The organism is Lawsonibacter sp. OA9 (genome assembly GCF_022440585.1).
This window is the reverse complement of record NZ_JAKNTI010000027.1, coordinates 1-11,970: the sequence shown is the minus strand read 5'-3', so window position 1 is coordinate 11,970 and position 11,970 is coordinate 1. Positions and strand designations below refer to the sequence as shown.

The window sequence follows — 11,970 nt, the reverse complement described above, 5'->3', positions numbered from 1 at the left end:
GGAGGATGCGTTTAACTACCTGGAGACCCACTATTTTGAGCCGCTTACCGTAAAAGACCTGGCCAACATTGCGCATCTTTCGGAACGCCACTTTACCCGTCTGTTCAAAGAGATATACGGCACTACCCCGAATGCATACATTATCCGCTGCCGTCTTACACACGCCTGTGAATTGATAAAAAACACATCCAACACCCTCTCAAGCATCAGTGAGGAGTGTGGATTCCCGAATTTCCCTGCTTTTACAAAAACATTTAAAGATAAGCTGGGTGTCACCCCAAGTCAGTACCGCAAACAACAGCGCAGCAGCTCAGAAACATAAAAATATAAAAACATGTAAAAACGCACTGCAGAATCTGCAGTGCGTTTTCTATGTAATACTATTATTTTACTAATTCTTTTGCAAGAGTAGCTGCTGAAGCTGCATCCTCTGAATATCCGTCTGCTCCGATTTCATCAGCAAATTCTGCTGTGATAGGTGCTCCGCCTACCATGATCTTGATATTGCTTCTGAAGTCTGATTCGTTCAGCGCTGCAACTGTGTCTCTCATGGACGGCATGGTTGTTGTCAGCAGTGCGGACAGGCATACGATCTTTGTATCCGGATTTGCTTTGTAGCACTCGATGATTTTTTCGATCGGCACGTCTACTCCGAGGTCGATCACTTCAAATCCTGCGCTTTCGATCATCATTGCTACCAGGTTCTTTCCGATATCATGAAGGTCTCCTGCTACTGTCGCGATGATCAGTTTACCCATTGCTCCTGTGCTTCCTGCTGAGAGGTGTGGTTTCAGAACTTCTACACCTTTTTTCATTGCTCTTGCCGCTACCAGCATCTCCGGTACGAAGATCTCGTTGTTTTTGAATTTTTCTCCAACAACTGCCATTGCGTCGATCATTCCGCCGTTCAGAATCTCTGTAGGATCACATCCATCATCCAATGCTGCCTGTACAGCTGGTCCAACTAATTTTGCTTTTCCCTTTGCTACTAAATCTGCAACTTCCTGAATTTTTGGTGACATGTTAAATTCCTCCGCTTCTTTTTTGTATTTTGTTTTTGCTATCTATCAAAAAATAAGTTTTCCTCAAAACTTATCCTTCGATTGTTACTTAAAAAATCTGACAGGCCGAAGCAATCGGCAATGAAAACTTGCTTTGCTCGTCTGCTTTATTTCTGCACAGGACCGATCAGGCCTTCCCTGTAGGCTCCGATATATTCCATGCAGTAATCATCCAGTCCCAGAAGTGCTTCTGTCGCATAGATGAGTCCCATCATGTCCCTGTTCAGCGGATCCAGGATCGCGCTGTCCAGTCCTGCATTCATTGCAAGTACGGTAAATCCTAAGTTCACCAGTTTTCTTGCCGGCAGGTTAAAGGAGATGTTGCTGACTGCTGCCGTGATATGTATGGTCGGGTACTGTGCGCGGATCGTGCTGATCACTTCTGTGATCATTGCGATGCCGTCCTCTGATGTACACAGCATTTCAATCAATGGATCAATATGGATCCTGCTCGGATCGATATTGTACTCTTTTGCTTTCTCCATAATCCTTCCGAATACTTCCAGTCTCTTCTCCGCTGTCTGCGGGATTCCGGTGTCATCACACAGCAGTGCGACTACCTCCCATCCCGGGTTAGCTGCTACGATCGGGAACAGCTCATCAATCTTATCACCTTCCATGGATACGGAATTGATGATACCCGGTCTGCTGCAGCACTTGTATGCTTCACTTAACACTTTTGCACTCGGGCTGTCCACTGCGATCGGAAGGTCTGTCACGCTCTCCACGAGGCCGATCATCCATTTCAGCGTCTCAACTTCTACCTCTTCATCAACAGATGCGCACACATCGATAAATGTTGCGCCCGCCTCTGCCTCTTTTTTTGCAATGTCTTTGATCCATTCTTCATCACGTGCGGCGATCGCTTTCGCCATGGATGGAATGGAACCGTTTATTTTTTCACCGATAATTATCATTAGAATTATCCCCCTGGTTCTTATTCGTTTGTATTATACCATATGAATATTTGCAGGTAAAGGAACAATATAACACTATTACCGATTTTTTTGGAAATATATTATGATATTTTAACCACTATTCACATAACATCTCATCAATCGTGACAAACTCATAACCTGATTTCGTCAATTCGTCCACAATCTGCAGCGCTGCTTCAACAGTTGTGTCATAACTGTCATGCATCAGTATAATATCTCCCTCTTTGACGCAGGGCAAAACACGTTTTAAAACAGCATTCGTGTTTTTAAGCTCCCAGTCCATGGAATCAATGTTCCAGAACACCGGGATCATCGGTATTCCACAGTCCAGTTCATCGTCCCATTCTCCATAAGGCGGGCGGATATATGCAGGATATTCACCGGTGATCTGTCTGATCAGCTCACATGTCGTCTGGATCTGCTCACATGCTTCCGCTTTCGGTAACTTGGTAAGAAGCACGTGCTTATAAGCGTGATTTCCCACCAGATGTCCTTCCTCATACATTCTCTTTACAATCTTCTCATTCCCTGGTATCTGCTTTCCAAGCAGGAAGAAGCTGGCCTTTACATTTCGCTCTGCAAGTCCGTCCAGCAACTGGGGGGTATATACTTCATGCGGTCCATCATCAAATGTCAACGCTACTTTCGGCTTTTCCATCACTTCGGACGACGCCTCCTGTACATCTGTTCGTGCATTGCCAAGACATAGAACAGAAACTGCCAGCAGCATCAGCGCCGGCAGTATCCATTGCAGTTTTTTATAAACATTCCAAAATTTCATCCGGAAATTCCTCCATGTATTTCCTTATATCATATGAAGGTTCTCTGTCAGAATAGAATGCTAAAAAATCCCGGAACTTAGATTCCGGGATCGTAACATTTTACTATTATGCGATTTTAGATTTTGCCAGTTCCGCAAGAGTTGTAAATCCTGCAGCATCATTAACTGCCATATCTGCCAGAACTTTTCTGTTCAGATCTACTTCAGCTAATTTTAAACCATGCATAAACTTGCTGTATGATAAACCGTTCATTCTTGCCGCAGCGTTGATACGTGCGATCCACAGCTGTCTGAACTGACGTTTTTTCTGTTTTCTGCCTGCATAGGAGCTTGTAAGGGCTCTCATTACTGACTGTTTTGCCACTCTGTACTGTTTTGATCTGGCTCCTCTGTAACCCTTTGCCAGTTTCAGTGTTCTGTTATGTCTTTTTTTAGCGTTTAAGCCGCCTTTAATTCTTGCCATTCTTATATTCCTCCTTCGACTCTATCTTAAATGTAAGGTAAAATTTTCTTCATGTTCTTTACATTTGTCTCATCCGTAACAGCCGGTTTTCTCAGATTTCTTTTTCTCTTCTGAGATTTTTTGGTTAAGATATGGCTTTTATAAGCTTTGTTTCTTACTAATTTTCCTGTACCTGTTTTTTTGAAACGCTTTGCAGCTGCTCTGCTTGTTTTAATTTTTGGCATTTTGTCGTCCTCCTTGAATATATGTTTTTACTGACGTTTTTCGCTTAAGAACATCGTCATACTTCTGCCTTCTACTTTTGGTGCTTTTTCTACCACTGCAATATCAGACAGCTTCTCTGCAAAATCATCCAGAATATACCTGCTGCTGTGCATATGCGCCATCTCACGTCCTCTGAAACGCAGAGTCACCTTCACTTTATCCCCTTTGGAGATAAACTTTCTGGCTGCATTGACCTTCGTGTTTAAATCGTTTGTATCAATGTTTGGAGACAGGCGAACTTCCTTTACGTCGACGGTTTTTTGTTTCTTTCTGGCATCTTTTTCTTTTCTCGCCAGTTCATATTTGTACTTGCCATAGTCCACGATCTTGCATACCGGCGGTTTTGCTGTCGGCGCAATCTTCACCAGATCCAGTCCGGCCTCCACCGCAATGTTATATGCCTCCTTGGATGACATGATTCCCATCTGCTCCCCGTCCGCTCCAACCAGTCTTACTTCCCGGTCGCGGATCTGCTCATTAATCATTAAATCGCTAATAGTTGTGCACCTCCATAAATAAAAAAATAAGTAGATAGACAGACTATCCACTTATTCATATCGCATAATAATGACTTATTATTTCAATATTAACCATAGTCACTCATTTGTGCTAAGGTGAGAGTGGATACTCTTCTTTGTTTTTCATACTTGTTTACTTTATCACAACCCTTATCATTCTGTCAACTGTTTTATTCAATATCCTCCAGATTCTTCTTAAGCTCCACCATTTTATCGCGCAGTTCTGCTGCAACCTCGAAGTTTAAATCTGCAGCTGCCGCTTTCATCTGTTTCTCCAGATTCGCAATCAGCTGTTCCAGTTCTTTCCTGCTCATAGATTCCGGATCTTTTGCCAGATTCTTCTCTGTCTTCGCCACTTCTTTTGAGATGCTGATCAGATCACGCACGGCTTTCTGAATAGTCTTTGGAGTGATGCCATGCTCTGTATTATATGCCTCCTGTATCTCCCGGCGCCGTTTTGTCTCCTCAATCGCCACTTTCATGGAATCCGTTATATTATCGGCATACATGATGACATGGCCATCCGCATTTCTTGCCGCACGTCCGATCGTCTGGATCAGCGAGGTCTCAGAACGCAGAAACCCTTCTTTATCCGCATCCAGTATCGCAACCAGGGTGATTTCCGGAATATCAAGCCCCTCTCTCAGAAGATTGATTCCCACAAGCACATCAAACACATCGAGACGCATATCACGTATGATCTCCGTCCGCTCCAGCGTATCGATATCCGAGTGCAGGTATTTTACCCGAATACCGAGATTTTTCATATAATCTGTCAGATCTTCAGCCATGCGCTTCGTCAGAGTAGTGATCAGAATTTTATTATGCTTATCGACTTCCTTATAGACTTCGGATACCAGATCATCAATCTGGCCTTCCACAGGGCGCACTTCCACATCGGGATCCAGAAGCCCGGTTGGACGGATGATCTGCTCCGCGCGCAGCATCTCGTGATCCGCTTCATAATCTCCCGGAGTCGCTGATACAAACATCACCTGATCAATGTGCTCCTCAAATTCCGTGAAATTAAGCGGCCTGTTATCTTTTGCCGAGGGCAGGCGGAATCCATAATCTACCAGAGTCGACTTCCGTGACTGATCGCCTGCATACATTCCGCGAATCTGCGGAACAGTCTTATGTGACTCGTCAATGATAAGAAGATAGTCATCTTCAAAGTAATCCATCAGGGTATACGGTGCCTCTCCCGGCCTGAGGCCTGCGAGATAACGCGAATAATTCTCAATGCCGGAACAGAATCCCGTCTCCTTCATCATCTCCAGGTCAAAGTTGGTCCGTTCCTGTATACGCTGTGCCTCCAGCAGCTTGTCTTCACTCTTAAAGTAACGGACCTGCTCTTCCAGCTCAACTTCGATCTCCTTTGCCGAAGCCAGTATTTTATCCATGGGAACAACGTAATGTGATGCCGGAAAAATTGCAACATGATTCATCTCATGCAGTATTTCCCCCGTCAGAGTGTCAATTTCCGTAATCCGTTCAATCTCATCCCCAAAGAACTCAACACGGTATGCGATATCTGTGGCATCCGCCGGAAAGATCTCCACCACGTCTCCACGCACGCGAAAAGTGCCGCGGTGAAAATCCATGTCATTCCGGTCATACTGTATATCAATCAGTTCTCTCAGCACCGCATCACGGTCTTTTTCCATACCGGGGCGCAGAGAAATGATCATATTCTGATAGTCCTTCGGACTGCCGATCCCGTAGATGCAGGACACACTGGAGATGATGATAACATCCCTCCGCTCACTCAGAGCGGCCGTTGCCGACAAACGCAGCTTGTCGATCTCCTCATTGATAGCGGAATCCTTCGCGATATAGGTGTCAGTGGATGGGACGTAGGCCTCCGGCTGATAGTAATCGTAGTAGGACACGAAGTATTCAACTGCATTCTCCGGAAAAAACTCTTTGAACTCGCCGTAGAGCTGGGCTGCCAGAGTCTTATTATGTGCAATGATCAGCGTCGGTTTCTGAATCTGCTGAATGACATTTGCCATCGTAAATGTCTTGCCGGATCCGGTAACGCCGAGCAGCGTCTGACATTGATTGCCTTCCCTGAATCCCTGCACAAGCTGATTTATCGCCTGCGGCTGGTCGCCCGTAGGCTGGTATTCTGAATGCAGTCTGAAACCAGCCCCCCCTTTCATGCGGGTTTCATCAGCAGGCAGCGATGCGGATTGCGAATGTCCTTGATTAACCATAATGTATTTTACCTCCATGGTGGTCCGATAAAAGTTTATATAGTTTGATTATAACAGAGTGCATAGATAAAGTACAGGGCACATCCGAATGTTTGTTCTGCATTTTAAGTTACATCAAATGACGAAACCACTCATCCAGCGGCCACAGCATGCGGATTTTTTCCAGACGTTTCGGACTGATCTTCTGCGGAATCTGTCCCGGTGCCAGTGTATATGTCACTTCGTCCTGCACAATGAGCGTATCCTCTTCATACGTTTTCATATATTTGCGCATGCTCGTGTTCAAAGATGTACTGTCGACCACCAGCATCAATTCCGTATCGATGTATGCACTCCGCATATCCCAGTTAAATGATCCGATTCCCGTCAGCCTGTCTCCGATCGTGAAGCATTTCCCATGATATGATACTCCCGCATCGTATTCCATGATGTTGATACCAGTATCCACAATTTCTTCTTTATGGATCAGATAATCAACGGCTCCAAATGGATTTCCATTATTTGGAGCTGAATTTGTCATCATCCATACATCTTCATTTGTATTGCCAAGTTCTGTGAGCCTTTCTGTCATATAATCGTTACACAATATATATGGGGTGTGGAATACTATTTTCTCCGAAGACTGCATCATCAGCTCCGTCATGTTGTAAAATAAGACCGGTTCTTTTACCGCAGCCTGAATTGGGTTTGATATCAGACGGATTTGATTTGTTTCCGTTGTCATTTCCATATAATCTGCTTCTTCAAACCACCCGCCGTGTTCTGACCGCATATTTCCATACAGTTCCACCAGTTCATTTCCGCTCTCTCTGATCTTTTCTTTTGAAAATGCAGGCACTGAATCCATTACAATTTTACATTCAGAAAGCTCCCAGACCGATTTAAAATATGTCTTTACCTGTTCTACGGAAGACCCCTGCGTCTTGCCCGCATTGTATATCAAAACGTCCCAGTCATAATTCTTATAGTCTGTATCATTTCCCAGAAAATAATCAAATGTATTGCGTCCCCCCAGAATAAATGCAGTGTCATCTGCTATCAGATATTTATCATGCATACGGGCCATCAGTTTAGTCGGCTTCAGGATGTTGATCGGATTATATACTTTGATGGTTACATTTTTGAGAGTACCCAGCGCCTTAAAATATGGATCCCCCATCACATGTATAAAATATGAAAAGCCGTCCAGCAATAGCTGGACCTTCACGCCTCTCATCGCGGCATCGTATAAAGCTGACAGCATGATCTTTCCGCTGTTATCAGATTTAAAATCAAATGTTGACAGTATAATACTTTCAGAAGCGTTGGATATTAAACGAATCCTCTCCTCCAATGCCTCATCATTTTGAAACAGAATTGCCGCACGGTCCTGGCAGAGGTGATCTCCATAGAAATCAGAGGAATCAAAACTGTTTTTCGTCTTCGCTGTAACCCCTTCCTGCTTCCGGTAAGGAACACAGACAAAAGAAATATATACTATCAGAACCAGTATGATCAGAACCACTGTCATCATTCTCTTATACTTCATCTCTTCCTCCTGCAGACCGCTGTTATTATTATCCGTCATTTTACAGTTTATCATATCATTCGCTCAAAAACATTAATATTTTACCGCCCTCAGATTATGTTTACAATACGCAAAAATATATGCTATAATATTTACTAATATATACCCTTTAAAGGAGTACCAATAAAATGGATCAAAATTCGAGAACTATTCTCCAGATTGCTGGTATTGATTATGACGCTGCTGTTGCCCGCTTTTCCGGAAACAGCGGTCTTTATATTCGTTTTCTGCATAAATTTCTGCAGGATGAGAACATGCAACTTTTTTCCTGTGCAATGAAAGAAGAACGTTATGATGATGCACTGCTCGCTGCCCACACTCTGAAAGGAGTCGCCGGAAATCTTGGACTGACACGACTGTTCGACCTCTGTTCTCAGATCGTAGTTGAACTGCGCTCAGATAATGCTGCGCAGGCTCAGGATTTATTTCCCGCTGCAAAAGAGGCATATGATGCGGCAGTGGCTGCTATCAGCAGTACCATGGAGATTTAGCTGATGAAAACCAGAGATACGATTTTAATTGTAGATGATATCGAGATTAACCGCGTGATACTCTGCGGCCTGTTTGAACATGATTTTCGTCTCCTGGAAGCAGAAAATGGCGACCAGGCTCTGACACTTGCCCGCAAATATCACGAACGCATGGCGATCATACTGCTGGATTTGAATATGCCTGTCAAAGACGGTTATCAGGTTATGACGGAATTAAAAAAAGATGGTCTTCTCTCTGAACTTCCCGTCATAATCATCACTGCAGAGGATTCTTCCGAAAATGAAGTGAAAGCATTTGATCTCGGCGCTTCCGACATCATCATGAAGCCATTTGAACCTCATGTGGTAAAACGCCGAGTACAGAATGTGATAGAACTGAACCACCGAAAACTTTACCAGGAACAGATCATCGAAGAACAGGCCGTCAAACTGCGTGAATCTAATACGGTCATGGTTGATGCACTTTCATCAATTATTGAGTACCGAAGCCTGGAGACCGGACAGCATATTCAGCGAATTCGTCTGTTTACAAGAACACTGCTGCAGGAAGTAACCAGACACTGCACAGACCTCGGTCTGAATACAAAAGACATCGATATCATAGCCAGCGCATCCTCCATGCATGACATCGGCAAAATAGCCATCCCGGATTCGATACTCAATAAGCCGGGCCGGCTGGCAGATGAGGAATTCGAGGTCATGAAGACCCATACTACAAAAGGCTGTGAAATGCTAAAGACCCTGAAGCGTGTCGGGGATGAGAAATACCTGCAGTACGCATATAATATCTGCCGCTATCACCATGAACGCTGGGACGGAAAAGGATATCCTGACGGACTGACGTCTGATCAAATACCAGTCTGTGCTCAGGTTGTGGGAATCGCAGACTGTTATGATGCACTCACTATGGATCGTGTTTACAGAAAGGCGCTCCCCGAAGAACAGGCATTCCATATGATCCTGAACGGTGAATGCGGTACTTTTTCACCCAGGCTTTTGGAGAGCTTCAGGAGTGTACGCACTGAATTTGCGCATCTTGCAAATGAATATGCAGATCATCAAAAATAAAAAGCAGATTTCCGGGTTCGGCTGATCCTGGAAACCTGCTTTTATTTATATTCATTTTAATCGGTTACATCCTCATGCCTTCATGCAGATATTTTGCAACCTGAAGAATAAATTGCCCGTTTGTCGGCTTGCTGACCGCCAGATTCTGTGTAATGCTGCTGTAAAGCTTCCAGTTTCCGTGATCCCAGATTCCTGTAACTGCATATCTGATGGCGCGTTCAACTCCTGCTGCCGTCGCACGCTCACGTTTTGCAATAGCAGGATAAATCTCTTTTGTCACCCAAATCGTCTCTCCCGGGCTGGCTGCTGCCATACCGACTGCCTGACACAAATATACATATCCCTTCGTATGTACAGAAACACCAAATTCCAGCAGCAGCTGACCAGCTTTTTCCCTCCATGCCTGCTCACTTTTGCCGCATCCCTGTCCGCTGTGCACCTCACACCCAAAGCAGCACGTCCCATATTCCTGTGCTGCACCTATGGTGCATGAATTCTCAGTAAGCGTAAGAAGCACCTCTCCTGTTTTTAACCCTTCAATCCTATCAACTTCCATGTTATCCCCTTCTGTGTTTAAATAATTTCGTTTAATTATTTAATTATAGGAAAAATTAAATTCGAAATAGAATCCTCGACATTTAAAAACATTCCAAATTCGGAAGTTTTTGCATAAAAATTCAGTTTTTTTTAGATATATGATTTATTTGGACAAAAAAAGACTACTGCATAACTGCAGTAGCCTCTGGCAGTATGTCGTTAACAGCTATCTGTAGCTTCCAAGGAAAAACAGTGCGACTGTTCCCGGTCCTGAATGTGCTCCGATCGTAGATCCAACCGGATTAATCAGAATATCTTCTGTTCCGAAACGTTCCTTCACCAGCTTCGCCACGAACTGTGCATCTTCCAGACAGTCACCATGGCTGATGAAGACGCTGCTTTTTCCCCCGGTGTAATCTTTCAGGCGTTCTTCCATCATATTGACCAGCGTGATCAGAGAACGTTTCCTTCCCCGAACTTTACTGACTGCGATCAGATGTCCCTCCTCATCCACGTGAAGAACCGGCTTGATATTGATCATGGTACCGATGACAGCGGTCATCTTAGATACACGCCCTCCACGGTGAAGATGATTCAGATCATCTACCGTAAATACATGACACAGATTCATCTTATGGCTTTCCAGCCACTCGATGATCTCATCCATGGACTTTCCGCTTTCCTTCATCTTCACGGCGAGATGAACGAACAGTCCCTCTCCCAGTGATGCGCACAATGAATCGATCACTGTCACTTTTCTCTGCGGATACTCTTCCGCTATCTCCTCAGCGGCAATCCGGCAGCTGTTATAACTTCCGCTCAGCCCTGAAGAAAATGCAATATGCAAAATATCATATCCGTCCTCTATGAATGGCTTCCAGAGCTCCTTCGCATCTTCAGAGTTGACCTGTGATGTCGTAGGCATAGAACCATTTCTCATTTTGTTATAAAAATCACTGGACTTCAGCTCATTTTCTTTCCGATAAGTCTCTCCATCCATTGTGTACGGCAGATACATGTAAGGAATCTGATGCTCTCCGTAATATGTTTCCGGTAAATCGGCCATATTGTCCGTTGTAATAACAAATTTCTGCATAATCCCCTCCCTGTTTTTGTTCCATCATACCACTTTTTCAGATGAAATTCAATTCACAACTGTTTATTCTTTACAAATTAACTCCAGTGCTTTTTCCAGCTGCAGATCTTCCGTGGCATCTTCCGGCTGTTCAACCTCTACATCCGGCTCGATCCCGGTGCCGTGTATATTGATCCCGTTTGGCGTATAGTAGCTGGAAACCGTAAGTTTCACCACACTGCCGTCATTTAATCCAAATGTTTTCTGAACGATTCCTTTTCCGTACGTCGTCGTACCGACAAGCGTCCCGACGCCGTAATCCTTCACAGCTCCCGCAAATATTTCCGCAGAGCTCGCGCTGTTCTGATTGACGAGCACAACAAGCGGTATATCAAGCGGTGTTTTCCCCTCGCTGAAGTGTTCTGTGCGGTTTCCATTCCGGTCTTCGGTGTATACAAGAAGTCCTTTTGGCATAAAGGAGTTCAGCGTGTCACATACAGAGGTCAAAAGACCTCCCGGATTGTCTCTCAGATCCACGATCAGCCGCTTAATCCCCTGTTCTGTAAGCAGCTGACACGCTTTCTGGAACTGTTCCGGTACGACAGCGGTAAACTGATAGATGACAATATAGCCCACCTCATCCTGCAGCATCTTGTAAGATACTGCAGGTATCTCGACTTCAGCTTTTTCGAGATCCACTTCTATATATCTTTTCCGTCTGGCGGTTATACCGTCAGATGAATAAACATCACTTTCACTGTCCTTGATGGCATCTGAAACCTCGGATAAATCTTTATCCGCAACAAACCGTGTCCGATCTTGTAGATGATAACCTTCCCGAACCCTGCTTCAGCAGCGGGCTTCCCTCATAAACAGTGTGCCACCTGAACCATACCGGAATCTTATCTGCATCATCACGACCCTATGCCTTCGTAATGACCCTCATTACTTTGCTGCACGGCCTCATACTCTTCCTTTGTATAATAGC

At 44.5% G+C, this 11,970-nt stretch carries 14 protein-coding genes; 3 read left to right on the top strand and 11 right to left on the bottom strand.

Annotated elements, in window-relative coordinates:
- A partial coding sequence (locus tag MCG44_RS14665; RefSeq protein WP_240288981.1) for a helix-turn-helix domain-containing protein occupies window positions 1–322 on the top strand: 322 nt, incomplete at its 5' end.
- Between the two features lie 61 nt (window positions 323–383).
- On the opposite strand, the gene MCG44_RS14660 is transcribed toward MCG44_RS14665, so the two are convergent.
- The 8 genes from MCG44_RS14660 to MCG44_RS14625 all read right to left on the bottom strand — a co-directional run bounded on the left by MCG44_RS14660 (window position 384) and on the right by MCG44_RS14625 (window position 7,772).
- Window positions 384–1,022: a corrinoid protein gene (locus MCG44_RS14660; RefSeq protein WP_240288980.1), complete on the bottom strand. Its 639-nt coding sequence runs from the start codon at window positions 1,020–1,022 to the stop codon at window positions 384–386.
- 146 nt (window positions 1,023–1,168) lie between these two features.
- Window positions 1,169–1,978: a methyltetrahydrofolate cobalamin methyltransferase gene (locus tag MCG44_RS14655; RefSeq protein WP_240288979.1), complete on the bottom strand. Its 810-nt coding sequence runs from the start codon at window positions 1,976–1,978 to the stop codon at window positions 1,169–1,171.
- Between the two features lie 118 nt (window positions 1,979–2,096).
- The gene (locus tag MCG44_RS14650; RefSeq protein ID WP_240288978.1) at window positions 2,097–2,780 is read right to left on the bottom strand and encodes a polysaccharide deacetylase family protein; all 684 of its coding nucleotides are present in this window, start codon (window positions 2,778–2,780) and stop codon (window positions 2,097–2,099) included.
- Window positions 2,781–2,886: 106 nt separating this feature from the next.
- The gene (rplT, locus tag MCG44_RS14645) at window positions 2,887–3,243 is read right to left on the bottom strand and encodes a 50S ribosomal protein L20 (RefSeq protein ID WP_240288977.1); all 357 of its coding nucleotides are present in this window, start codon (window positions 3,241–3,243) and stop codon (window positions 2,887–2,889) included.
- Between the two features lie 26 nt (window positions 3,244–3,269).
- Window positions 3,270–3,467 (bottom strand): 50S ribosomal protein L35, encoded by a 198-nt coding sequence (rpmI, locus tag MCG44_RS14640; RefSeq protein ID WP_028528597.1) that lies wholly within the window; start codon window positions 3,465–3,467, stop codon window positions 3,270–3,272.
- Window positions 3,468–3,494: 27 nt separating this feature from the next.
- Window positions 3,495–3,992, bottom strand: a complete 498-nt coding sequence (gene infC, locus MCG44_RS14635) for a translation initiation factor IF-3 (protein WP_240288976.1) — start codon at window positions 3,990–3,992, stop codon at window positions 3,495–3,497.
- Window positions 3,993–4,195: 203 nt separating this feature from the next.
- A complete protein-coding gene (gene uvrB, locus MCG44_RS14630; protein WP_240288982.1) occupies window positions 4,196–6,190 on the bottom strand; it encodes an excinuclease ABC subunit UvrB in 1,995 nt (664 codons plus the stop codon).
- Window positions 6,191–6,353: 163 nt separating this feature from the next.
- Window positions 6,354–7,772 carry a phospholipase D-like domain-containing protein gene (locus MCG44_RS14625; protein WP_240288975.1) on the bottom strand — a complete coding sequence of 473 codons (1,419 nt, stop codon included), beginning with the start codon at window positions 7,770–7,772 and terminating at the stop codon, window positions 6,354–6,356.
- A gap of 167 nt (window positions 7,773–7,939) precedes the next feature.
- Here MCG44_RS14625 and MCG44_RS14620 point away from each other — a divergent pair, with 167 nt between their 5' ends.
- Together MCG44_RS14620 and MCG44_RS14615 are read left to right on the top strand one after the other, a co-directional pair.
- Window positions 7,940–8,302: an Hpt domain-containing protein gene (locus MCG44_RS14620; RefSeq protein WP_240288974.1), complete on the top strand. Its 363-nt coding sequence runs from the start codon at window positions 7,940–7,942 to the stop codon at window positions 8,300–8,302.
- Between the two features lie 3 nt (window positions 8,303–8,305).
- A complete protein-coding gene (locus MCG44_RS14615; RefSeq protein WP_345891690.1) occupies window positions 8,306–9,370 on the top strand; it encodes an HD-GYP domain-containing protein in 1,065 nt (354 codons plus the stop codon).
- A gap of 64 nt (window positions 9,371–9,434) precedes the next feature.
- Here the strand turns inward: MCG44_RS14615 and MCG44_RS14610 are convergent, their stop codons facing one another.
- The 3 genes from MCG44_RS14610 to MCG44_RS14600 all read right to left on the bottom strand — a co-directional run bounded on the left by MCG44_RS14610 (window position 9,435) and on the right by MCG44_RS14600 (window position 11,681).
- The gene (locus MCG44_RS14610; protein WP_240288973.1) at window positions 9,435–9,926 is read right to left on the bottom strand and encodes a sporulation initiation factor Spo0A C-terminal domain-containing protein; all 492 of its coding nucleotides are present in this window, start codon (window positions 9,924–9,926) and stop codon (window positions 9,435–9,437) included.
- A 207-nt stretch (window positions 9,927–10,133) separates the two neighbouring features.
- Window positions 10,134–11,003 carry a DegV family protein gene (locus tag MCG44_RS14605; protein WP_240288972.1) on the bottom strand — a complete coding sequence of 290 codons (870 nt, stop codon included), beginning with the start codon at window positions 11,001–11,003 and terminating at the stop codon, window positions 10,134–10,136.
- Between the two features lie 63 nt (window positions 11,004–11,066).
- The gene (locus MCG44_RS14600; RefSeq protein ID WP_240288971.1) at window positions 11,067–11,681 is read right to left on the bottom strand and encodes a S41 family peptidase; all 615 of its coding nucleotides are present in this window, start codon (window positions 11,679–11,681) and stop codon (window positions 11,067–11,069) included.
- Between the last annotated feature and the right edge of the window lie 289 nt (window positions 11,682–11,970).

Excerpts from the sequence above, each read along its gene's own strand:
- rplT (WP_240288977.1), bottom strand. The coding sequence starts at position 3,243 with ATGGCAAGAATTAAAGGCGGCTTAAACGCTAAAAAAAGACATAACAGA.
- MCG44_RS14610 (WP_240288973.1), bottom strand. The coding sequence starts at position 9,926 with ATGGAAGTTGATAGGATTGAAGGGTTAAAAACAGGAGAGGTGCTTCTT.
- MCG44_RS14660 (WP_240288980.1), bottom strand. The coding sequence starts at position 1,022 with ATGTCACCAAAAATTCAGGAAGTTGCAGATTTAGTAGCAAAGGGAAAA.
- MCG44_RS14625 (WP_240288975.1), bottom strand. The coding sequence starts at position 7,772 with ATGAAGTATAAGAGAATGATGACAGTGGTTCTGATCATACTGGTTCTG.
- MCG44_RS14615 (WP_345891690.1), top strand. The coding sequence starts at position 8,306 with ATGAAAACCAGAGATACGATTTTAATTGTAGATGATATCGAGATTAAC.
- rpmI (WP_028528597.1), bottom strand. The coding sequence starts at position 3,467 with ATGCCAAAAATTAAAACAAGCAGAGCAGCTGCAAAGCGTTTCAAAAAA.
- uvrB (WP_240288982.1), bottom strand. The coding sequence starts at position 6,190 with ATGAAAGGGGGGGCTGGTTTCAGACTGCATTCAGAATACCAGCCTACG.
- MCG44_RS14650 (WP_240288978.1), bottom strand. The coding sequence starts at position 2,780 with ATGAAATTTTGGAATGTTTATAAAAAACTGCAATGGATACTGCCGGCG.
- MCG44_RS14655 (WP_240288979.1), bottom strand. The coding sequence starts at position 1,978 with ATGATAATTATCGGTGAAAAAATAAACGGTTCCATTCCATCCATGGCG.
- MCG44_RS14620 (WP_240288974.1), top strand. The coding sequence starts at position 7,940 with ATGGATCAAAATTCGAGAACTATTCTCCAGATTGCTGGTATTGATTAT.
- MCG44_RS14605 (WP_240288972.1), bottom strand. The coding sequence starts at position 11,003 with ATGCAGAAATTTGTTATTACAACGGACAATATGGCCGATTTACCGGAA.
- infC (WP_240288976.1), bottom strand. The coding sequence starts at position 3,992 with ATGATTAATGAGCAGATCCGCGACCGGGAAGTAAGACTGGTTGGAGCG.